The organism is Nocardioides hwasunensis (assembly GCF_014779665.1).
GTDB classification, from domain to species: Bacteria; Actinomycetota; Actinomycetes; order Propionibacteriales; family Nocardioidaceae; genus Nocardioides; species Nocardioides hwasunensis.
In genome coordinates this window covers 88,047-110,490 of record NZ_JACXYY010000003.1, presented here as the reverse complement: position 1 = coordinate 110,490, position 22,444 = coordinate 88,047, and the positions used below count along the sequence as shown (strand labels likewise).

At 70.0% G+C, this 22,444-nt stretch carries 17 protein-coding genes; 13 read left to right on the top strand and 4 right to left on the bottom strand.

Annotated elements, in window-relative coordinates; genetic code table 11:
- Positions 1 to 25: 25 nt before the first annotated feature.
- Complete coding sequence (mshC, locus tag IEZ25_RS07620; protein WP_191198823.1) at positions 26 to 1,264, top strand: cysteine--1-D-myo-inosityl 2-amino-2-deoxy-alpha-D-glucopyranoside ligase; 1,239 nt, start codon at positions 26 to 28, stop codon at positions 1,262 to 1,264.
- Between the two features lie 295 nt (positions 1,265 to 1,559).
- Here the strand turns inward: mshC and IEZ25_RS07615 are convergent, their stop codons facing one another.
- A complete protein-coding gene (locus IEZ25_RS07615; RefSeq protein ID WP_191198822.1) occupies positions 1,560 to 2,405 on the bottom strand; it encodes a PAC2 family protein in 846 nt (281 codons plus the stop codon).
- A 176-nt stretch (positions 2,406 to 2,581) separates the two neighbouring features.
- Between IEZ25_RS07615 and metH the strand changes: the two genes are divergently transcribed.
- The 11 genes from metH to IEZ25_RS07560 all read left to right on the top strand — a co-directional run bounded on the left by metH (position 2,582) and on the right by IEZ25_RS07560 (position 18,463).
- Positions 2,582 to 6,349, top strand: a complete 3,768-nt coding sequence (gene metH / locus IEZ25_RS07610; protein ID WP_318152100.1) for a methionine synthase — start codon at positions 2,582 to 2,584, stop codon at positions 6,347 to 6,349.
- A 108-nt stretch (positions 6,350 to 6,457) separates the two neighbouring features.
- Positions 6,458 to 7,594, top strand: coding sequence for a GtrA family protein (locus tag IEZ25_RS07605; protein WP_191198821.1), 1,137 nt, complete (start codon positions 6,458 to 6,460; stop codon positions 7,592 to 7,594).
- 9 nt (positions 7,595 to 7,603) lie between these two features.
- Positions 7,604 to 9,517 (top strand): hypothetical protein, encoded by a 1,914-nt coding sequence (locus IEZ25_RS07600; protein ID WP_191198820.1) that lies wholly within the window; start codon positions 7,604 to 7,606, stop codon positions 9,515 to 9,517.
- Between the two features lie 51 nt (positions 9,518 to 9,568).
- Positions 9,569 to 10,243, top strand: coding sequence for an HAD family hydrolase (locus IEZ25_RS07595; RefSeq protein ID WP_318152099.1), 675 nt, complete (start codon positions 9,569 to 9,571; stop codon positions 10,241 to 10,243).
- 142 nt (positions 10,244 to 10,385) lie between these two features.
- Positions 10,386 to 12,059 carry an ABC transporter substrate-binding protein gene (locus tag IEZ25_RS07590; RefSeq protein WP_191198819.1) on the top strand — a complete coding sequence of 558 codons (1,674 nt, stop codon included), beginning with the start codon at positions 10,386 to 10,388 and terminating at the stop codon, positions 12,057 to 12,059.
- Between the two features lie 88 nt (positions 12,060 to 12,147).
- Positions 12,148 to 13,158: an ABC transporter permease gene (locus tag IEZ25_RS07585; RefSeq protein ID WP_191198818.1), complete on the top strand. Its 1,011-nt coding sequence runs from the start codon at positions 12,148 to 12,150 to the stop codon at positions 13,156 to 13,158.
- 5 nt (positions 13,159 to 13,163) lie between these two features.
- The gene (locus IEZ25_RS07580; RefSeq protein WP_191198817.1) at positions 13,164 to 14,165 is read left to right on the top strand and encodes an ABC transporter permease; all 1,002 of its coding nucleotides are present in this window, start codon (positions 13,164 to 13,166) and stop codon (positions 14,163 to 14,165) included.
- Positions 14,166 to 14,169: 4 nt separating this feature from the next.
- On the top strand, positions 14,170 to 15,186 hold the full coding sequence (locus tag IEZ25_RS07575) for an ABC transporter ATP-binding protein (RefSeq protein ID WP_191198816.1): 1,017 nt from the start codon (positions 14,170 to 14,172) through the stop codon (positions 15,184 to 15,186).
- Positions 15,183 to 16,331, top strand: coding sequence for an ABC transporter ATP-binding protein (locus tag IEZ25_RS07570; protein ID WP_191198815.1), 1,149 nt, complete (start codon positions 15,183 to 15,185; stop codon positions 16,329 to 16,331). The genes IEZ25_RS07575 and IEZ25_RS07570 overlap by 4 nt, the downstream gene beginning before the upstream one ends.
- 75 nt (positions 16,332 to 16,406) lie before the next feature.
- Positions 16,407 to 17,087, top strand: a complete 681-nt coding sequence (locus IEZ25_RS07565; protein WP_191198814.1) for a response regulator transcription factor — start codon at positions 16,407 to 16,409, stop codon at positions 17,085 to 17,087.
- On the top strand, positions 17,087 to 18,463 hold the full coding sequence (locus IEZ25_RS07560) for a HAMP domain-containing sensor histidine kinase (protein WP_191198813.1): 1,377 nt from the start codon (positions 17,087 to 17,089) through the stop codon (positions 18,461 to 18,463). Before IEZ25_RS07565 ends, IEZ25_RS07560 begins: the two co-directional genes overlap by 1 nt.
- A 16-nt stretch (positions 18,464 to 18,479) precedes the next feature.
- On the opposite strand, the gene IEZ25_RS07555 is transcribed toward IEZ25_RS07560, so the two are convergent.
- Positions 18,480 to 19,436 carry a TAXI family TRAP transporter solute-binding subunit gene (locus IEZ25_RS07555; protein ID WP_191198812.1) on the bottom strand — a complete coding sequence of 319 codons (957 nt, stop codon included), beginning with the start codon at positions 19,434 to 19,436 and terminating at the stop codon, positions 18,480 to 18,482.
- Positions 19,437 to 19,569: 133 nt separating this feature from the next.
- On the opposite strand from IEZ25_RS07555, the gene dctA reads away from it, so the two are divergent.
- A complete protein-coding gene (gene dctA / locus IEZ25_RS07550; protein ID WP_191198811.1) occupies positions 19,570 to 20,994 on the top strand; it encodes a C4-dicarboxylate transporter DctA in 1,425 nt (474 codons plus the stop codon).
- A gap of 79 nt (positions 20,995 to 21,073) precedes the next feature.
- Here the strand turns inward: dctA and IEZ25_RS07545 are convergent, their stop codons facing one another.
- Together IEZ25_RS07545 and IEZ25_RS07540 are read right to left on the bottom strand one after the other, a co-directional pair.
- Entirely contained in the window at positions 21,074 to 21,448 is a 375-nt protein-coding gene (locus IEZ25_RS07545; RefSeq protein ID WP_191198810.1) for a hypothetical protein, read from the bottom strand.
- On the bottom strand, positions 21,445 to 22,386 hold the full coding sequence (locus IEZ25_RS07540; RefSeq protein WP_191198809.1) for a RecB family exonuclease: 942 nt from the start codon (positions 22,384 to 22,386) through the stop codon (positions 21,445 to 21,447). The genes IEZ25_RS07545 and IEZ25_RS07540 overlap by 4 nt, the downstream gene beginning before the upstream one ends.
- Positions 22,387 to 22,444 lie beyond the last annotated feature (58 nt).

The window sequence follows — 22,444 nt, the reverse complement described above, 5'->3', positions numbered from 1 at the left end:
GACACCCGGCCGATAGGCTGCGGTCATGCGCGCCTGGTCGTCCCCCGACGTTCCCCCTCTGCCCGTCACCGGCCCCGCCGTGCGGGTCCACGACACTGCCAGCGGGAACCTCGTCGAGACCACGCCCGAGGGCCCGGCCCGGATGTACGTCTGCGGCATCACCCCCTATGACGCGACCCACATGGGCCACGCGGCGACCTACGTCGCCTTCGACCTGCTCAACCGGGCGTGGCGCAACGCCGGCCACGAGGTCACCTATGTCCAGAACGTCACCGACGTCGACGACCCGCTCCTCGAGCGGGCCACGAAGGTCAAGGTCGACTGGGTGGAGCTGGCCGAGCGCGAGACGCAGCTCTTCCGCGACGACATGGAGGCGCTGCGGGTGCTCCCGCCGGCCCACTACATCGGCGCGGTGGAGTCGATCCCGCAGGTCATCGAGCTGATCCAGCGACTCGACGAGGCGGGCGCGGTCTACAAGGTCGAGGACGATCTCTACTTCTCCGTCACCGCCGACGACGCCTTCGGGTCGGTGTCCGGCTTCGACCGCGAGACGATGCTCGAGATCTTCCCCGACCGCGGCGGCGATCCCGACCGCGAGGGCAAGAAGGACCCGCTCGACTGCCTGCTGTGGCGCGCCGAGCGTCCGGGCGAGCCCGCGTGGGAGAGCCCCTTCGGCCCGGGCCGGCCCGGGTGGCACATCGAGTGCACCGCCATCGCGCTCGACCACCTCGGCACGGGGTTCGACGTGCAGGGCGGCGGCAGCGACCTGGTCTTCCCGCACCACGAGATGTCCGCGGGCCACGGTCAGGTCGCCCACCCGGGCCACAGCTTCGCCCGCACCTACGCCCACGCCGGGATGGTCGCCTACGACGGCGAGAAGATGTCGAAGTCCAAGGGCAACCTGGTCTTCGTCTCCGCGCTCCGGCTGAGCGAGGTCGACCCGATGGCGATCCGGCTGGTGCTGCTGCGGCACCACTACCGCAGCGACTGGGAGTGGACCGACGACCAGCTGTGGAACGCCGTCGACACGCTCGCCGACTGGCGTCGTGCCCTGGCCCTCGGCTCCGGAGCCGACGCCGCGCCGGTCGTGTCCGCCGTGCTCGCCGCCCTCGCCGACGACCTCGATGCCCCGACCGCCGTCGATGCCGTGCAGGCGTGGGTCGACGCGACCCTCGGCACCACCGGACTGGCCGACACCTCCGACCGCGACGCCGCGACGACCGTCCACCGCCTCCTCGACGCGGCTCTCGGCCTGTCCCTCTGACCTACGCCGCGCCCGTGGGCGGTGCGTGAGACAGGTTCTCGGGCGCAAAACATGTCCCACTCACCGGCCTGACCAGGCGCCTGCTCCGAGCGGTCCGTGAGACACCTTCGCGGGCCAAAAAACATGTCCCACTCACCGCTCGGCCGCGCGGGAGGTGGTCCACCTACATGTCAGCGCTCGCGAAGGTCGCTTGGTCACCGCTCGCCTGCGTGTCGGTGTACGCCGCGCCCGTGGGCGGTGGGTGAGCCACATCCGAGCGCTCAGGAATGTGGCTGGACCACCGCTCGGAGGTGCGTCAGTCGGTGTCGCGGCGCTTGAGGTAGCGCTCGAACTCGCGCGCGATCGCCTCTCCCGAGGCCTCCGGGAGGTCGGCGGTGTCGCGGGACTCCTCGAGCGCGCGAACGTAGTCGGCGACGTCCTCGTCCTCGGCGGCGAGCTCGTCGACACCGCGCTCCCACGCCTTGGCGTCCTCGGGAAGGTCGCCGAGCGGCATCGGCGTCTCCAACAGCTCCTCGAGGTGCCCGAGGAGCGCGAGCGTGGCCTTCGGGCAGGGCGGCTGCGCGACGTAGTGGGGGACCGCGGCCCAGTAGGACACCGCGGGGATGTCGAGCTGGAGGCAGGCGTCGTTGAATACCCCGACGATGCCGGTGGGCCCCTCGTACGTCGACTGCTCCAGGTCGAGGCGGTCGACCAGCTCGGGCTCGGAGGCGGTGCCGGTCACCGGGATCGGGCGCGTGTGCGGGCTGTCGGCCAGGAGCGCACCCAGGGTGACGACGAGCTCGGCGCCGAGGTCGTCGCAGGCCGCGAGCAGCTCGGCGCAGAACTGGCGCCACTTCATGTTGGGCTCGATCCCGCGCACCAGGATGATGTCGCGGTCCAGGCCGGCGGGCCGGGCGACGGCGATCCGGGTGGTCGGCCACGTCAGGCGACGATGCCCGTTCACGTCGGTGGAGATGATCGGCCGGTTCACCTGGAAGTCGTAGAACTCCTCGGGGTCCACCGCGCCGATCACCTCGGCGTTCCACTGCTCGATGAGGTGGTCGACGAGGCCGGACGCGGCATCCGCAGCGTCGTTCCAGCCCTCGAATGCTGCGATCACCACAGGGGACACGAGGTCCTGCACGTCGTCGAACTCGATCACCTGCCCAGCCTAGGGCGATCCACCCAGCGCCACGTCGGGTCGGGGTCGACGAGACGGCATCGTGATGATTTCGCCGCCGCTCGACCGGGTGCCACGATGTGGGAACCCAGTCCACGCACCGGACGGCCTTCCTAGGCTGACTCGTACGTCGGCACCGACAACAGGAGGGCACACCCGTGCAGCCGCAGCACCGACCGGACGCCACCGACGCCCTGACGTCGATCCTCAGCGAGCGGATCATGGTGCTGGACGGCGCGATGGGCACCGCGATCCAGCGGGACCGACCCGACGAGGCGGGCTACCGCGGGGAGCGGTTCGCCGACCACCCGAGCGACCTGGTCGGCAACAACGACCTGCTGACGATCACGCAGCCGCAGATCATCCGGACCATCCACGAGGAGTACCTCCGCGCCGGGGCGGACGTGATCGAGACGAACACGTTCAACGCCAACGCCGTGTCGCTGGCCGACTACGGCCTGGAGGAGCTGGCCTACGAGCTCAACTACGAGTCGGCCCGACTGGCCCGTGCGGCCGCCGACGCCGTCGCCTCCGACGGTCGACCCCGCTGGGTCGCCGGCGCGCTGGGCCCCACGACCCGCACCGCCTCCATCTCGCCCGACGTCAACGACCCCGGTGCCCGCAACGTCTCCTTCGACCAGCTGGCCGACGCCTACCTCGTCGCCGCTCGCGGCCTCGTCGACGGCGGCTCGGACCTGCTGATGATCGAGACGATCTTCGACACGCTCAACGCCAAGGCCGCGATCTTCGCGGTGGAGACGCTCTTCGAGGAGCAGGGGCGCCGCTGGCCGGTGATCATCTCCGGCACGATCACCGACGCGTCCGGTCGTACGCTCTCGGGCCAGGTCACCGAGGCGTTCTGGGACTCGGTGCGTCACGCGCGCCCCCTGGCCGTCGGCCTCAACTGCGCCCTCGGGGCACGCGACATGCGCCCCTACGTCGCCGAGCTCTCGCGCCTCGCCGACTCGTTCGTCAGCGTCTACCCCAACGCGGGGCTGCCCAACGCGTTCGGCGAGTACGACGAGACCCCCGACCAGACCGCGGCGGTCCTCGCCGAGTTCGCCGAGGCCGGCTTCCTCAACCTGGTCGGTGGCTGCTGCGGCACCACTCCCGACCACATCGCTGCCATCGCCGGTGCGGTGGCGGGCCAGGACCGACGTGACCCGGTCGCCCATGAGCCGGTGATGCGCCTGTCGGGCCTCGAGCCGCTGACCATCACCCCGGAGAGCCTCTTCGTCAACGTCGGCGAGCGCACCAACATCACCGGCTCCGCCCGCTTCCGCAAGCTGATCAAGGACGGCGACTACGACGCCGCTCTGGCCGTCGCCGCGCAGCAGGTCGAGGCCGGGGCGCAGGTCATCGACGTCAACATGGACGAGGGCATGATCGACGGCGTCGCCGCGATGGACCGCTTCCTCAAGCTCATCGCCGCCGAGCCCGACATCAGCCGCGTGCCGGTGATGGTCGACTCCTCGAAGTGGGAGGTCATCGAGGCCGGCCTCAAGTGCGTCCAGGGCAAGGCGATCGTCAACTCCATCTCGATGAAGGAGGGGGAGGAGGCGTTCCGCGCCCACGCGCGGCTGTGCCGCAAGTACGGCGCGGCGGTCGTGGTGATGGCGTTCGACGAGGACGGCCAGGCCGACAACCTCGAGCGCCGCAAGGCGATCTGCGAGCGGGCCTACCGGATCCTGGTCGACGAGGTGGACTTCCCGCCCGAGGACATCATCTTCGACCCCAACGTCTTCGCCGTGGCCACCGGCATCGAGGAGCACGCCACCTACGGCGAGGACTTCATCGAAGCCACCCGCTGGATCAAGCAGAACCTGCCCGGCGCGAAGGTCAGCGGCGGCATCTCGAACGTCTCCTTCTCCTTCCGCGGCAACAACCCGGTCCGTGAGGCGATCCACGCCGTCTTCCTCTTCCACGCGATCCGGGCCGGTCTCGACATGGGCATCGTCAACGCCGGTGCGCTGACGGTGTACGACGAGGTGGACGCCGAGCTGCGCGAGCGCGTCGAGGACGTCGTGCTCAACCGGCGTCCCGACGCCGCCGAGCGGCTGCTCGAGATCGCCGAGCGCTACAACGTCGCCGCCGACGCCGTGGAGCAGACCGAGGACGAGTGGCGCGCCCTCCCGCTCCGCGAGCGGATCACCCACGCACTGGTGAAGGGCATCGACGCGCACGTCGAGTCCGACACCGAGGCCCTGCGAGCCGAGATCGCCGAGGCGGGCGGTCGTCCGATCGAGGTCATCGAGGGCCCGCTGATGGACGGGATGAACGTCGTCGGCGACCTGTTCGGCGCCGGCAAGATGTTCCTCCCGCAGGTCGTCAAGAGCGCCCGGGTGATGAAGAAGGCGGTCGCCTACCTCATCCCCTACATCGAGCAGGAGAAGCTCGACAACCCGGCACTGGCCACGGCCAAGGACACCAACGGCACGATCGTGATGGCGACCGTCAAGGGCGACGTCCACGACATCGGCAAGAACATCGTCGGCGTGGTGCTCCAGTGCAACAACTACGAGGTCATCGACCTCGGCGTCATGGTGCCGGCCCAGAAGATCCTCGACACCGCCACCGAGGTGGGCGCGGACATCATCGGCCTGTCCGGTCTCATCACGCCCTCGCTCGACGAGATGGTCAACTTCGCCACCGAGATGCAGCGCCAGGGCCTGACGATCCCGCTGCTGGTCGGCGGGGCCACGACCTCCCGGGCCCACACGGCGGTGAAGGTCGACCCGAAGTACGACGGTCCCGTGGTCTGGGTCAAGGACGCGTCCCGGTCGGTGCCCACCGCCGCCGCGCTGCTCCACGAGACCGGCCGCGCGAAGCTGATGGCCGACGTCCAGGCCGACTTCGACTCCCTGCGCACCCGTCACGCCGCGAAGAACGACCGGCCGATGACGACGCTGGAGCAGGCTCGGGCCAACGCCACCCCGGTCGACTGGACCGACTACCAGCCGCCGGCCCCGCGGCTCCTGCTCAATGACCCCGGCACGGACGTCGGCACCCCGGCCGGCCGGCACGTCCGGGTGCTCCGCGACCACGACCTGTCGGTCCTGCGGGGCTACATCGACTGGCAGCCGTTCTTCAACGCCTGGGAGATGAAGGGCTCGTTCCCCGACATCCTCAACAACCCGAGCTCCGGGCCTGCCGCCCGCAAGCTCTACGACGACGCCCAGGCCATGCTCGACCGGGTGATCGAGGAGAAGTGGATCCGCGCCCACGGCGTGGTGGGCTTCTTCCCCGCCGCGTCGGTCGGTGACGACGTCGAGCTCTACCTCGACGACGACCGCAGCCAGGTCCACGCCACGCTGCGCCACCTGCGTCAGCAGGGCCAGCACCGCGACGGCGTACCCAACCGCTCCCTGGCCGACTTCGTCGCGCCGAAGGAGACCGGGCTGCGCGACCACGTCGGCGGGTTCGCGGTCACGGCCGGCGACGGCCTCCACGAGCGGGTCGCGGCCTTCCGGGCCGAGCTCGACGACTACAACGCGATCCTGCTGGAGTCGCTGGGCGACCGGCTCGCCGAGGCCTTCGCCGAGCACCTCCACGAGCTCGTCCGCAAGGAGCTGTGGGGCTACGCGCCCGACGAGCAGCTCGACAACGTCGGGCTCATCAAGGAGCAGTACGACGGCATCCGGCCCGCGCCGGGCTACCCGGCGTGCCCCGAGCACACCGAGAAGAGCACTCTGTGGGACCTGCTCGACGTCCGGGAGCACACCGGCATCGAGCTCACCGAGTCGATGGCGATGTGGCCGGGCGCCTCGGTGAGCGGCTTCTACTACTCCCACCCGCAGTCGCAGTACTTCGTCGTCGGCCGGCTGACCCGCGACCAGGTCGCCGACTACGCCGAGCGCAAGGGCTGGACCCTGGCCGAGGCCGAGCGCTGGCTCTCGCCGAACCTCGGCTACGACCCCGAGGACTGACACACCCGCCCGCGTCGATCGCTGCAACGGCCGACTCCCACGATAGTGTCGGGCCTTCCATTACAGACCTGAAGCAAAAGGGATGAGTCGTCCCTCGGGGGCTTGGCCGTGAACTACCTGTCGTCGTACGCCGTCGTCGTGCCGTCGCTCCACCCGGTCCGCAAGCACTTCTTGCCGTTTCTCGAGGAGCTCGTGCGGAAGTCACCCGGTGCGGTGGTCGTCATCGACGACGGATCGGGCGAGGAGTACCGCCCGATCTTCGCGCAGGCCGAGAGCCTCGGCTGCATCGTCCTGACGCACCCGGAGAACAAGGGCAAGGGTCGCGCCCTGAAGACCGGGCTGCGGCACTGCGTCGACCAGCTTCCGCATCTCTCCGGCGTCATCACGGCCGATTCAGACGGCCAGCATGCAGTGGACGACATCGAGCGAGTGGCAGCGGAACTGGACCGGCTCGCAGGTGCCGGGACTCCGGCAGTCGTATTGGGCTCACGCACCTTCGACGCCGCCGACGTCCCTCCCCGGAGCCGGATGGGGAACACCATGACGACCTCGGTCATCAAGGCCCTGTTCGGTCGCAGGGTGTCGGACACCCAGACGGGGCTCCGCGGTCTTCCACTTGGCGTGGCCGCGCGAGCGGTCGACATCAAGGGGGAGAAGTTCGACTACGAGATGAACCAGCTCATCTGGCTCATCACGATCCGCCACCAGGTGGTCGAGGTGCCGATCCGGACGATCTACCACGACACGGACAACAGCATCAGCCACTTCCGTCCGATCCGTGACTCGCTGTGGATCTACTTCCTGATCCTGCGCCAGTTCCTGGTTTTCATCGGGGTCTCCGCGGCGTCGGCCATCATCGACCTGGCCGCCTACTACGTCCTAATCGACTTCGTCTTCGGTCCCGGTCGCACCACGGCGCACGTCGCCGTCGCCGTAGCCCTGGCGAGGGTCCTCAGCTCGGTGGTCAACTTCGTGCTGAACCGGACTGTCGTCTTCCACGACCCGTCCGCCGCCGTCCCGGCGGCTCGCCGCTACTACCTGCTGGCGGTCGTCATCATGATCGCCTCGAGCGCGGGAACGGCCGTGCTGTCGGTTCTCTCCGGCGGTCACGACATGTGGGCCAAGATCGTGTGTGACGTCGTCCTGTTCTGCGCGAGCTACGCCGCCCAGCAGAGGTGGGTGTTCGCCAAGACGCCGCCCGCGGCCACCGCTGCCCGCCCCGCCGTGTCTATGCGTCGACGATAGGCCCGCCCGATGCTCCTCATGCTCCTGGCCGTACTAGTCGCCGCTCTGGCGATGTCCGCGCTGCTCCGTTGCCCGGTGCCCGTCGCGGCTCCAACCGCGATCTTCGTAGTCGTCCTCGTTCTGTTCGCGTTCGGTGCCGTCGACCTGCTCTTCGTCGGCCTTGTGCTGACCGTTGTGCTCTCGGTCGTGGGCGCGGCGTACGGCGTGGTCGCACGGTGGCGTGCCGGCGGACTGCGAAACGTCATCTCTTGGGTGTTCGCGCCCGCCACGGTCGTCTATCTGCTGATGCTGTCGGTCTTCGGTCTGGCCAGTCGCGGGCTCATGTTCTCCAGCTGGGACGAGTTCTCCCACTGGGGACGGGTGGTCTCAGCCATGGTCAGCAGCGACGCGCTGCCGCCGTACGCGAGTGCCGACCTGCTCTTCGCGTCGTACCCACCGGCCCTCCCGATATGGGAGTACTTCCTCACGCGGATGCAGCCGAGCTTCGTCGAGAGCCACGTGTTCATCGCTCACCACGCGATGGCGTTGGCGCTCCTCCTCCCGTTCGCCTCGCAGTTCCGGTGGCGCCAGCCGGCGCGACTCTTGTTCCTGACCGTCACGGCGACCCTGCTGATGACGAGCTTCTTCACCCTCGACGCCGTCCTCATCGATCCTGTCCTGGCCATGACGTTCGGCTACTGCCTCGCGATCGTGCTGCTGGGAAGCCGCGATGTCGGTTCGATCTGGCGACACCTGGGTCCAGCCCTGGCCGTGCTGGCGCTGCTGAAGGACACAGGGGTGCTGTTCGCGTTGATCGTGGTCGTCGTGCTCACGATCAGGGTTGGGCTCGGGCAGCGGCTACTTGTCCGCCTCGGGCGTGGTCGGACCTGGCGCGTCCCTTCAAGTCTCGGGCACGGCGCAGCCGGCCTTGCGTGCGTCCTCGTGCCCACGGTGATCTGGCGGGTGATCCTCGACCTGACCGAGACGCGTAGCACCTGGGAGGGCGGCACCTCCGTGGGTGGGGCCCTGGCAGACCTCGCGCAGAACGGTAGTTCCTACCGTCGCGACACCACGACGTCGTTCATCACCGCGCTCCAGGACCAACCGCTCACCAGCATTCCAGTCCCGCTCGCCTTCTGGGGTTGGTTCGCGCTCGCGTTGCTGCTGCTCGTGCTGACGGACCACGTGCGGGTGCAGATCAGCTCAGCTCGACCTGTCGAGAAGGGCACCAACCTTCTCGCGACCACAACGTTGCTGGCGGGCTCGTTGGTCTACGTAGTGGCGATGTGGCTCACGTACATGACGGCCTTCACCGAGTACGAGGCCACCAATCTCGCGTCCTTCGCGCGATACCTTGGGGGCTACTGGCTCGCCGTAGTGTTCGTCTGCGTCGCCGTGGCCCTCGCCTCCCTCGGGTCGAGGACGACGAACGCCGCGGCTCCGGGCTTCGAGGTCTCGCGGGTCCACACTGTGGTCGTCCTGGCGGTGCTCCTGTCCGTGGGCAACATCGCGAACGTCGCGGTGGTCCTCACCCGCCAGCACGTGGGAAGCGCGGCGGCTGTCCGCGCTCCCTACAGTGCCACCGCAGCGGCGGCGCGCGACGCCGGCATAGCGGCGGGTGACTCCGTCTGGATCCTGGACGAGCACACGACCGGGTTTGGCTACCACGTGCTCAGCTACGAGCTCGTCGACTCCCACACCACCGGATGGTCGGTGGGTCCGCTGAAGGACGAGGCGGACGTGTGGACCCAGGACCTCACGGTCGACCAGTGGGCGAACGCGCTCATGGACATGGACTACCTGCTGATCCACCACACGGAGCCTGCCTTCGTCGAGCGCTTCGCGTCCCTGTTCGAAGACCCCACGGCGATCGAGGACCGCTCCGTGTTCGCGGTGGAGCCCGACGGTGCTGGAAGCGTCCGTCTCGTCGAGGTAACCGGGTAGGCCCCAGGCGTGCATCGCGCTTCCACAGAGGCTCTCTGTAGGCTCGCCCGCGTGAACGAGCCGGGAGTCGTCGATCGCACCCCGGCCGCGGTGCTCTGGGACATGGACGGCACGCTCGTGGACACCGAGCCCTACTGGATCGACACCGAGTACGCGATGGCCGAGAAGTACGGCGGCACCTGGTCCCAGGAGCACGCGATGAACCTCGTGGGCAACGCGCTGCTCGACTCGGGCGACTACATCCGCGTGCACATGGGCATCGACCGGACCCCGCAGCAGATCGTCGACGAGCTGCTCGACGGCGTCGTGGCGCGGGTCGAGGTCGACGTGCCGTGGCGTCCCGGTGCGCTCGAGCTGCTGACGGACCTCCACGAGCACGGCATCCCCTGTGCGCTCGTGACCATGTCGTGGCAACGCTTCGTCGAGCCCATCCTCGCTCGGCTGCCCGGCGGCACCTTCGCCACCGTCGTGACCGGCGACCGGGTCGAGTTCGGCAAGCCACACCCCGAGCCCTACCTCACCGCAGCGGCCGAGCTCGGCCTCGACCCGGCCGCCTGCGTCGCGATCGAGGACTCCAACACCGGTGCCAAGTCCGCCGTCGCCGCCGGCTGCACCGTGCTCTGCGTGCCCCACCACGTGCCGATCCTCGAGGGAGAAGGGCGCGTGTTCGCCGAGACCCTGGTCGGCCTGGACGCCTCCGCGCTCGCCGCGCTCGCCCGCGCGTAGTCCGCACCCCGTCCGACGTCGTGGTGGCGAGGTGCCACCACCCGTGACAGGACCGTGATGTTCCCGGTGTGGCCCGGCTCACGTCCACCGGTCTAGGGTGACTGGCCATCCCCAGTACGTATACCGGACGGAAGGACCTCGGATGTCCCCCAGACGCACCATGGCGACGTTCACTGCAGCGATCCTTGCAGGAGCAGCCCTCGCGGGTTGCGCGGAGAGCCAGCGCGACGACGAGAGCGGGGGTGGCAACGGCGACGACGGCACCTTCGTCTTCGGCGCGGCCGGAGCCCCGGAGATGTTCGACCCCTTCTACGCCACGGACGGCGAGACCTTCCGGGTCACGCGGCAGATCTTCGAGGGTCTGGTCGGCATCAAGCCCGGCACCGCGGAGATCGTTCCGGAGCTCGCCACCGACTGGGAGCCCAACGACGACGGCACGGAATGGACGTTCAACCTGCGCGACGACGTGAAGTTCCAGGACGGCACGGACTTCAACGCGGAGGCCGTGTGCGCGAACTTCGAGCGGATGTTCGACCAGAACGAGGCCGGCCAGACCGCCGGTGAGTACTGGGGCTACGTGATGGGGTCGTTCAAGAGCGACGCTGCGAACTCCCTCTACCAGGGCTGCGAGGCGGCCGACGACTACCAGGCGGTCATCTCGATCAGCGGCCCGACCTCGGGCTTCCCGACGATGCTGTCGCTCGCGTCGCTGTCGATGCAGTCGCCCACAGCCATGGAGGAGGGCGACGCCAACGGCATCGCCGCCGAGGGCGAGGGCTTCAGCTTCCCCGACTACGCCGACAACCCGGTCGGCACCGGGCCGTTCACCTTCGGTGACTACGACGAGGCCAACGGCACGATCACCCTGAAGCGCAACGACGACTACTACGGCGACAAGGCCGGCGTGAGCGAGCTCGTGTTCCGGGTCATCCCCGACGAGAGCACCCGGCGCCAGGAGCTCGAGGCCGGCAGCATCAACGGCTACGACCTCCCCAACCCGGTCGACTGGGCCGGGTTGGAGTCCGACGGCAACGACGTCGAGATCCGCGACGCCTTCAACATCCTCTACCTCGGGTTCAACCTCGACGGGAACAACCCCGAGCTGAAGGACCCGAAGGTCCGCCAGGCGCTCTACCACGCCCTCAACCGTGACCAGCTGGTCCAGACCCAGCTTCCCGAGGGCGCCACCGTCGCCACGCAGTTCATGCCCGACACCGTGAGCGGCTACAACACCGACCTCGAGCCCTACGCCTACGACCCCGAGGAGGCCAAGCGGCTGCTGTCGGAGGCCGGGGCGGAGGGCATGGAGCTCACCTTCGCCTACCCGACCGAGGTCAGCCGTCCCTACATGCCGGACCCGGAGAAGATCTACGAGGCGCTGCGCACCGACCTCGAGGCCGTCGGCGTCAAGGTCAACGTCAAGACCGCTTCCTGGAACGGTGGCTACCTCGACAACGTGACGGCCGGTCGCTACGACGCCTACATCCTCGGTTGGACCGGCGACTACGACTCGCCGTTCAACTTCATCGGCACGTTCTTCGGCAACCTCAAGGAGAACGACTTCGGCACCAAGGGCATGCCGTGGGGCAAGCAGCTCGCCGACGACCTCAAGTCCGCCGACGCCATCGTCGACGAGGACGAGCGCGCCGCGGCGTTCGAGAAGGTCAACCAGCAGATCATGGAGGACTACCTCCCGGGCCTGCCGATCAGCCACTCGCCGCCGGCGCTCGTCGTCGGTCCCGGGGTCGAGGGCGTCGAGCCCAGCCCGCTGACCGCCGAGGAGTTCGACTCGGTCACCGTCGAGGGAGGCCAGTAGCTCCCACCCGCTGACCCGAGACGTGCGTGACGTCCGGGGGTCGTCCAGGCGGCCCCCGGACCCGCGCAGGCGTGTGTGAGGAGAACCCTTGATCCGCTTCGTCGTACGACGACTGCTGCAGATGTGCGTGGTCGTCCTCGTCCTGTCGATGCTCGTCTTCGCCTGGCTGCGATCCCTGCCGGGCGGGCCGGTGTCGGCGATCCTGGGGGAGCGCCAGACCCCCGAGCGCCGGGCCGCGCTGGAGGCCGCGCTCGGCCTCGACCAGCCGCTGCCCGTGCAGTACCTGAAGTTCCTGGAGCGTGCCCTGCAGGGCAACTTCGGCGTCTCGACCAAGGTGCTCCCCGGTGAGGACGCCCTCCAGGTGTTCCTCGACCGGCTTCCCGCCACGATCGAGCTCTCCTTCGTCGCCATGGTGCTCGCGATCGCCCTCGGCATCCCGCTCGGCTACCTCGCCGCACGGCGTCGAGGGTCGGTCATCGACAACGGCGCGGTGATCTTCTCCCTCGTCGGGATCGCCGTGCCGGTCTTCTTCACCGCGTTCCTCCTCAAGTACTTCTTCGCCGTCGAGTGGAACCTCCTGCCGGTCTCGGGTCGCCAGAGCACCGGACTCGACGCGACGCGGATCACCGGCATGTTCGTCCTGGACGGCATCCTGACCCGGGAGTGGGACGCCGCCTGGGACGCCATCAAGCACCTCATCCTGCCCGCGGTGGCCCTCGCCACGATCCCGTTCGCGGTGATCTTCCGGATCACCCGGGCAGCCGTGCTCGACGTGCTCGACGAGGACTACGTCCGCACGGCCGAGGCGAAGGGCCTCACCACGCGCGTCATCCGCGCGCGGCACGTGCTGCGCAACGCGATGCTGCCGGTGGTCACCACCATCGGTCTCCAGATCGGCGGTCTCCTGGCCGGAGCCGTGCTCACCGAGACGGTCTTCTCCTTCCGCGGCGTCGGCGACGCGCTCGCCACGGCGTTCCGCGACAAGGACTACCCGGTGCTGCAGGTGCTCATCTTGGCTGCGGCGGTCATCTACGTGCTGGTCAACCTGCTCGTCGACATCGCCTACGCCGTGATCGACCCCCGGATCAGGACGAGGTGAGCCGGATGTCCGAGGACCGCGACGGCCGCACGCCCACGCCGCCCGACGGCGGGCGCGCCAGGCGTCCCTCCTACGGCCAGGTGCGCAGGGACCGGATCGACGCGCTGGCCACGGCCGGCACGGTCGACGACGAGCCCGGCGTCTCCCTGATCCGCAGTGCGTGGAAGCGCCTGCGGCGCAACCCGATCTTCCTGCTCGGTGCCGCCATCACCCTCGCGTTCATCGTGCTGGCGATCATCTCGCCGTGGATCGCGCCGTGGGACGTCACCGCGCGACCGCTGCTCGACCAGGTCCGTCCCCAGACCAACCCGGTGCCCGGTCCCGAGCCGGGGCACCTGCTCGGCGGCGACGACCGCGGTCGCGACCTGTTCTCGCGGCTGCTCGTCGGCAGTCGGCAGACCCTCATCGTCGGCGTCTTCGCCACGCTCTTCGGACTGGCCGGGGGCATCACGCTCGGCACGGTGGCCGGCGCGATCGGCGGCTGGGTCGACTCCCTCGTCATGCGCATCGTCGACGTGATGCTCTCGGTCCCGTCGCTGCTGCTGGCGTTCACGATCGCCTCGCTCGCCCGCTCTCCCAGCCAGTGGACCCTGATCGTGGCCATCGCAGTCATCCAGGTGCCGATCTTCGCGCGACTCCTGCGCGGCTCGATGCTCGCGCAGCGGGGGAGCGACCACGTGCTCGCCGCGCGGTCCCTCGGCGTACGTCCGCGTGCGATCGTGTTCCGGCACATGCTGCCCAACTCGCTCGGGCCCGTCATCGTGCAGGCGACGCTGTCGCTGGCCGTCGCCATCATCGACGCCGCGGCGCTGTCCTTCCTGGGGCTCGGCAACCCCGACCAGAGACAACCCGAATGGGGACAGATGCTCGGCCTCGCCCAGAAGTACATCTCCGAGGCACCCCACCTGGCGTTCTACCCGGCCGGCTGCATCATCGTGGTCGCGCTCGGCTTCACGCTCATGGGCGAGTCGCTGCGCGAGGCCCTCGACCCGAAGACGCGGAGGTGACGCGATGACGCAGGCACAGGCCACCCGCCATCCGAGGGGCGCGAGCGAGCCACTGCTCTCGGTGCGCGACCTGAGGGTCACCTTCCAGCGCCAGGGCGACGCGGCGTTCAAGGCCGTCGACGGCGTCAGCTTCGACGTACGTCCAGGACAGACCGTGGGTCTGGTCGGCGAGTCCGGCTGCGGCAAGTCCGTCACGTCGCTGGCGATCATGGGCCTGCTGCCCGAGCGCGGCAACACGGTCGAGGGCAAGGCGGTCTTCGACGGCGAGGACCTGCTCACGCTGTCGCCGTCGGCGATGCGGGACCGGCGCGGAGCGGAGATCGCGATGATCTTCCAGGACCCGCTCTCCTCGCTGAACCCGGTGATCACCATCGGCCGCCAGGTGACCGAGGTGATGGAGCGTCACCAGGGACTCAGCCGCAAGCAGGCGACGCCGAAGGCACGCGACCTCCTCGAGCGGGTCGGGATCCCCGACCCGAAGGCGCGACTGGTCAACTACCCCCACCAGCTCAGCGGTGGCATGCGACAGCGTGCCTTGATCGCGATGGCGCTGGCCTGCAACCCACGGCTGCTGATCGCCGACGAGCCGACCACCGCGCTCGACGTCACGATCCAGGCGCAGATCCTGGCCCTGCTCAAGGAGCTCGTCGTCGACACCGGCACCGCGCTGGTGATGATCACCCACGACCTCGGCGTCGTGGCCGGGTTGTGCGACGAGGTCAACGTCCTCTACGGCGGCAAGGTGGTCGAGCGCGGTGGGCGGCACGGCCTGTTCAAGCGCCCGAGGCACCCCTACACCGTGGGCCTGCTCAACTCGATCCCGCGACTCGACGCGCCCCTCGGGGAGAAGCTCGACCCGGTGCCGGGGTCGGTGGCCGACAACCTGCCGTGGGCGTCCGCGTGCGCCTTCGCGCCGCGCTGCTCGCAGGTCGTCGACGCCTGCACCAGCCACACGCCCGAGTGGGAGGGCGACCACGTCGTCGGCCACCGGTGCTTCAACCCGATGGGAGGTACGCCGTGAGCGAGACCCCGAGCGACACCACCCGCGAGCGAGCTGCCGACGGAGACGTCCTCGTGCAGGTCAGCGGCCTCGAGGTGCACTTCCCGATCAAGAGCGGGATCATCTTCGACCGCACGGTCGGGCACGTCCGCGCCGTGGACGGCGTCGACCTCAGCATCCACCGTGGCGAGACCTACGGCCTGGTGGGCGAGTCGGGGTGCGGCAAGTCCACCCTGGGCAAGGCCATCCTCAACCTCGAGCCGCCGACCGCGGGGTCGGTGGTCTTCGACGGCACCGACATCGCCTCGCTCAAGGGCGAGGACCTGCGGCGCGAGCGCAAGCGCTTCCAGATGGTCTTCCAGGACCCGCTCTCGAGCCTCGACCCGCGTCAGACGGTGGAGTCACTGCTGCTCGAGGGGCTGCACGCCCACGGCCTCGACACCGACACGTCGGCGACGCACACCCGGCTGCGTGAGCTGATGTCGGCCGTCGGGCTGCCACCCGCAGCGCTGAGCAAGTACCCCCACGAGTTCTCCGGTGGTCAGCGCCAACGGGTCGGCATCGCACGCGCGCTGTCGGTGAACCCCGACCTCATCGTCGCCGACGAGCCCGTGAGCGCGCTCGACGTCTCGATCCAGGCCCAGGTCATCAACCTGCTCCAGGACCTCCAGGACGAGTTCGGGCTCACCTACCTCGTCGTGGCCCACGACCTCGCCGTGGTCCGCCACATCAGCGACCGGATCGGCGTGATGTACCTCGGCGCGCTGGTGGAGGAGTCGCCCGCACGTGAGCTCTACGACGTGCCGCTCCACCCCTACACGCGGGCGCTGATGTCCGCGGTGCCGGTGCCCGACCCCGTGGTGGAGGACTCGCGCGAGCAGATCCTGCTGACCGGTGACCTGCCCTCACCCGCCAACCCGCCGTCCGGCTGCCGCTTCCACACCCGCTGCCCGTGGCGGCAGGAGACCCTCTGTGACACCGAGCGGCCGCAGCTGCGGGTCGTCGAGGTGGCCGGCGCCTCCAGCGGCCACCGCGTGGCCTGCCACTTCGCCGAGCAGATCGCGGCGGGTGAGGTCACCCCGCACGAGGTCGAGGCGGAGATCGTCCCGGAGGGCATCGCCGCGCCCGAGGTGAGCACGCCCGACCTGCCGCCCGAGGCGTACTGACAGCCCGCGGCGCAGGAGCAGGCGCCCACCGACGACCCGGCAGGGCGCAGCGGTCCCACTGACTAGGGTGTCGGCGTGCGGGTGCTGGTGGTGGAGGACGACGACCGGGTCGCGCGCGGCCTGATCCGTGCGCTCCTGCGCCATGGCTACCGCGTGCTGCGAGCCGCCTCCGTCGCGGAGGCCCTGGAGCTCATCGACGAGGAGTCGCCGGACGTGGCGCTCGTCGACATGGGCCTGCCGGACGGTGACGGCGGCGATGTCGTACGACGTCTGCGTGACCAGCCCGCCACCGCGACGATCGTGGTCACCGCCCGCGGCGAGGAGCACGAGCGGGTCATCGGGCTGCGCGCGGGCGCGGACGACTACGTGGTGAAGCCGTTCAGCCTGGCCGAGCTGGTGGCGCGGGTCGAGGCGGTCTCCCGGCGCACCCGCGCGCTGCGCCGAGCACCGACCTCGACGACCGTCGTCACCGGTCCGGTCGAGCTCGACGTCACCGGCCAGGTGGTCCGGCGCACGGACGTCGCCTGGGAGGCGTCGCTGACCGGGATCGAGACCCAGGTGCTGCAGCTCCTCGTCGAGGCCGACGGCGCCGTCGTGCCCCGCCAGCGGTTCGTCGACCAGATCTGGAACTCGGTCACCGAGGGCGGCTCCCGCACCCTCGACACCCACATGGCGTCGTTGCGCTCCAAGGTCGGCGGCCAGGTGTCGATCACGACCGTCCGCGGTGCGGGCTACCGCCTGGCCACGGAGTCCTGATGCGGCGACGCCTCCTCGTCGCCGTCGCACCCCTCCTGATGCTGCTGGTGCTCGCGGTCGCGATCCCGGTGGCGGGCACGGTGGCGGACCGGCACACCGCGGACCTCGGGTCGGACCGGCTGGGTGACGGGTCACGCTTCACCGTCGCGGCCCTGACCGCGCTCGCCGCGGAGGACGACAGCTCGTTGCAGCGACTTCGCGCCGAGCTCGACGCCTACGCAGACCTCTACGACTCTCCCGTCTGGCTCGTCGACCGCGAGGCCACCGTCCTGCACGGCACCACGGGCGGCGCGCCGCCCGGGAGCGTGGAGGACTCCGTGCAGGACGTCCTGGCTGGCCAGTCACCTACGCTGCCCGCGCGGATCCTGCCGTGGTCCGCGGCGACCACGCACGTCGTGGTGCCCGTGGGGCGCGACTCGCAGGTGATCGCCGCCCTCGTCATCGAGGCTCCGACGGCGTCGGTGCGGACGGCCGTGCTGCGCGAGTGGGGACTGATCGCCGCACTGCTGACCGTCCCGGCCGCGCTGCTGGTCCTCGGGCTGTGGCCGTTGTCGCGCTGGCTGATGAGGCCGGTCGAGGACCTGGAGCTCTCGGCCGTGGCGGTGGCGCGCGGCGACCTCGACGCACGCGCTGCCACCGCCTCGGGACCACCTGAGCTGCGCGGGCTGGGACACACGTTCAACCGCATGGTCGAGTCCGTCTCGACGACCGTCCAGCGGCAGCAGGAGTTCCTCGCCGACGCGTCGCACCAGCTGCGCAACCCCATCGCGTCCACGAGGCTCGCGGTGGAGAACCTGCAACCACACCTCGAGGACGATCCCGTCGCCGAGCAGACCTACCTGGACGCGATCGACGACGTCGATCGGATGACCGCGGTCGTCGAGGGACTGCTCGCCGCCACGCGCCTGCAGACCCGACCGGCACAGGTGTCGAGGATCGACGGTGCGCTGGGCTCCCGCGAGCGACACTGGCGCTCGGCGTGCGACGACGCCGGCATGGCGCTCGTCGTCGCCGTGTCCGATGCCCACCGATGCGTCCTCGAGCCGACAGGCGGTCTGGCCGCGGCCGTCGACGAGCTGGTGTCCAACGCCGTACGGCTCTCAGGCGGCAGCTCGGTGCGGGTGGAGGGCACCTCCCGCCCCGAGGGCTACCGGCTGGCCGTGGTCGACGACGGTCACGGGCTGACCGCGGACGAGCGCGGGCGCGCCACGCAGCGCTTCTGGCGCTCCGCCCGCGTGCAGAACGTCACCGGCACGGGTCTGGGCCTCACGATCCTCACCCAGGTGCTGGAGGACGTCGGCGGCCGACTGGTGCTCGAGGAGACGCCCGGCGGTGGCCTGACCGTCGTCCTGCTCCTCCCACCGGCGGAGGAGTAGCCGTTCCGCGTCGGCGTCACGGCTTCGCGGACCGGAAGTAGTCGGCGGCACCGGGGTGGAGCGACACGGGGACGGTCGACGACGCCGTGCGTGCGTTGATCTGGCCCGCCTCCGGCCGGACGTCGGAGAGCTCGGGGGCATGCTCCATCAGCACGCGTGCGACGGTGCGTGCGACATCGAGTGGCAGGTCGGACCGGCACGCCAGCAGGCTCGGCACCGTCAGGGTCGTCGCGGCCGACAGTGGCGGATACATCGACGACGGGATGGTCACCGTGAAGTATTCCTCGGGGTAGCGCCGCTCGAGCTCGCGGGTCTCCCTCCCGAGATCCAGCAGGCGGGTACCGCCACCGTCGTCGAGGGTCGTGGTGGCCAGCGTCCGCACGGCCGGTGTCGGCATGCCGGTGAGGCTGAAGGCTGCCTCGACGCTGCCCTCGCGGAGGGCTCGCACCGACGCCTCCTGGGTGTAGCTGCGCAGGACGGGGCGCACACCGGTGACGTCGACGAGCCGGTCCACCAGGTAGCGGGAGCCGGACTCGCGCAGGCCGGCTGCGACCGGCCGGCCGTCCAGGTCGGCGAAGGTGCGTACGTCCGAGCGCTGCGCCACCACCACGTGCAGCACCGAGTCGAAGACCCTGGCGAGGGCCGTCAGGTCGCCCCGGTGCTCACGCGCCACGTCCACGTTCACGAAGCCCAGGTCGGCCTCGCCCGCCACCAGCAGGTCGGCGTTCTCCGACGACGCGGCGGTCTCGTCCACGCGGACGCGGCACCCCGGCCACTCACGCTCCAGCAGCGGGGCGAACGCGCGGCCCACCTCGCGGAACACCGCACCGGGCGGCCCCGTGGCCAGGCGCAGTGCTCGGGGCGCAGGGAGTCGCGGGGAGCAGGCGGCGACGAACGGCGTCGTCACGCCCAGGAACCCCAGGCCGCCCAGTCGAAGGGCGCCGCGCCGGTCGAGCTCGACGGGCGGAGGCATTCCTCGACCCTAGGGCATGCCCGAGCATCGTCTCCCTGTCCCAAGGCCGTCTGAAGAATCGCGCCGCCCGGTGGTGACGGGCGCCACAGGCCAGCAGAGTGACGTCTCCCACACGCCGACCAGGAGGCACCGCATGACTGACGCAACGACCACAGCGCAGGCGCCACCGCGTCGGCAGAAGCGGATCTGGCACCAGCTCTACTTCTGGGTCCTCGTCGGCATCGCCTGCGGTGTGGTGGTCGGCATCACGATGCCCGAGGTGGGCGCCAGGATGCAGTGGCTCGCGACGTTGTTCATCGGCCTGGTCAAGGTCGTCATCGCCCCCACGATCTTCGCCACCGTCGTGGTCGGCATCGCCGGCCTCGGCAACCTCGCCAAGGTCGGCGGGCTCGCGCTGCGCACGATCGTCTACTTCAACGCCACCACCGTGGTCGCCCTGGGCATCGGGCTCGTGACGATCAACCTCCTGCGGCCCGGCGCCGGCCTGGGCTACGACGTCGAGTCGTTCGACGGCTCGGCCGCCGAGAAGACCATCGAGAGCGCGAACGCCGCTGCCGGACAGGGATTCACCGACTTCGTCCTCGGCCTCGTGCCGACCTCGTTCATGTCGGCCTTCGTGGACGGACAGCTCCTGCAGGTGCTGCTGCTCGCGATCCTCGTCGGTGTCGCGATCACGATGCTCGGACCGCGCGGCGACAGCGTCGTCTCGGCGCTCGACACGTTCGTCAAGGTGATGTTCGGGGTCATCAAGCTCGTCATGTGGGTCGCCCCGATCGGCGCCTTCGGCGGCATCGCGTTCACGATCGGCGAGCACGGCAGCGCCATCCTCGGCAACCTCGCCATGTTCATGGGGACCTTCTGGCTCACCTGCCTGGCGTTCGTGTTCCTGTTCCTCGGGCCGATCTGCTGGCTCTCCGGCTTCAGCATCTTCAAGTACGTCCGCTACATCAAGGACGAGCTGCTCATCGTGCTCGGCACGTCGTCGTCGGAGACCGTGCTGCCGCGGATGATGACCAAGCTGGAGGCCGCCGGGACGCCCAAGCACGTGGTCGGCCTGACGATCCCGACGGGGTACTCGTTCAACCTCGACGGGACCGCGATCTACATGACGATGGGTGCGCTCTTCATCGCGCAGGCCTTCGACGTCGACGTCCCGCTCAGCACCCAGATCGGACTGCTGCTGTTCATGCTGGTGTCCTCCAACGGTGCCGCCGGTGTCTCCGGCGCCGGCCTGGTCACCCTCGCGGCGTCGATCGCGGCGTTCGACCACATCATCCCGATGGTCGGCCTGGCCCTCATCGTGGGCATCGACCGCTTCATGTCCGAGGGTCGCGCCCTGACCAACCTCACCGGCAACGGGATCGGCACCCTGGTGATCGCGCGCTGGACCGGCGACCTGGATCGCGAACGCCTCGCCGAGGTGCTCGACAACCCGACGGCCGTCGACGTCGAGCAGCTCATGGCCGAGGAGAACGAGCGTCCGCGGGGTCTCGACCTCTCCGCCGAGGCGTCGGAGCGCAAGGCCTCGATCGCCTCGATGGGTCGCGACGGCGCGTGAGGCACGAGTGACGTCGCGGGCCCGCACGAGCGGGCCTGCGACGTCGGGGCGCGTGCGAGGTCCTCGTCGGGGTGGAGGGTCAGCGCCCCATCGCGGCGAGAGTCATCACGATCGGGACGCCGAGCAGCAGGAGCAGGCCGACCAGCCCGCACGCGAGCATCCACCAACCGAGCCACGGGGAACGGCTCGACGGGGACCTGCCCCGCGCCGAGCCGTCGGATGGTGCCCAGGACTGCTGCGGAGCGCCATTGACCGGAGGCGGGCTCAGAGGGCGACCCGCGTGCGCCGCCGCCTGGTCGTAGGGAGACCGGACGACGGACTGGCGAGCCAGTGCCTCGCGCGCGCCCGGGGCGTCGGGATGCTCGTCGGCGAAGAACTGTGTGAACCGCTCGCCGTCGAACCAGCGCTGGCGACCGGTCTCGGCGTCGTGCTTCCACCCGTGGGACGTCGTCATGCGTGGAACGTATCCACGGCGGTCTCGCCGCCACCATCCTCGTTTCCGGTGGGGTCATGCGTGCCGCCCGACCTCGCGACGGTGTGGTCCGCTGCGGGTAGGGGTGGGATCGTGCCGCCCTTCGTCGGGCAGAACTCGTGGAACGAGCACCAGTCGCACAGGCGGCTCGGGCTCGCCCGCCAGTCGCCGGTCTCACGAGCGAGCTGGATGGCTCGCCACAGAGCCTCGACCTTGCGCTCGGTGGCACGCAGGTCGTCCTCGTCGGGGGAGTAGCGCAGGACCTCACCGTTGCCGAGGTAGATCAGCTGCAGCACCGAGGGCACGGTGCCCCGCAGTCGCCAGATGACCAGCGCGTAGAACTTCATCTGGAACAGCGCCCTGGCCTCGTAGTCGACGTGAGGCGACCTGGATGTCTTGTAGTCCACCACCCTGATGCGTCCATCCGGCGCCACGTCGACGCGGTCGACGAAGCCGCGCAGCAGCAGCTTCGAGTCGAGCAGCGCCTCGACGTAGAGCTCGCGCTCGGCCGGCTCGAGCCGGCGCGGGTCCTCGAGGTCGAAGTAGCGCTCGAGCACCGTGTGGCACGAGGCGAGCCACGCCGCCAGGTCGGGCCCCTCGTCGCCGAACATCGCGGACAGCTCGGGCTCGGCCTCGAGGATCGTCTCCCAGGCGGGGACCAGCATGGCGGAGGCCTGCTCCGGCGTGCGGTCGGAGGCCGGCAGGTCGAAGAGGTCCTCGAGCACCTTGTGGACGACCGTGCCACGCACGGCGTCGGGGGAGGGCCTCTCGGGGAGACGGTCGATGGTGCGGTAGCGATACATCAGGGGGCACGCCATGAAGTCGCCCGCGCGGCTCGGCGAGAGCGCGCCGAGGACGTCGACGCCGTCGACGGGGGTCGACACCCGGTCGGCGGGTGAGGGAGCGGCAGGGATCGACATGGCGCGCCTCACCCTAGGCGAGGGGTCCGACAGCCTGCGGGAGGCGTCGGTGGCGTTG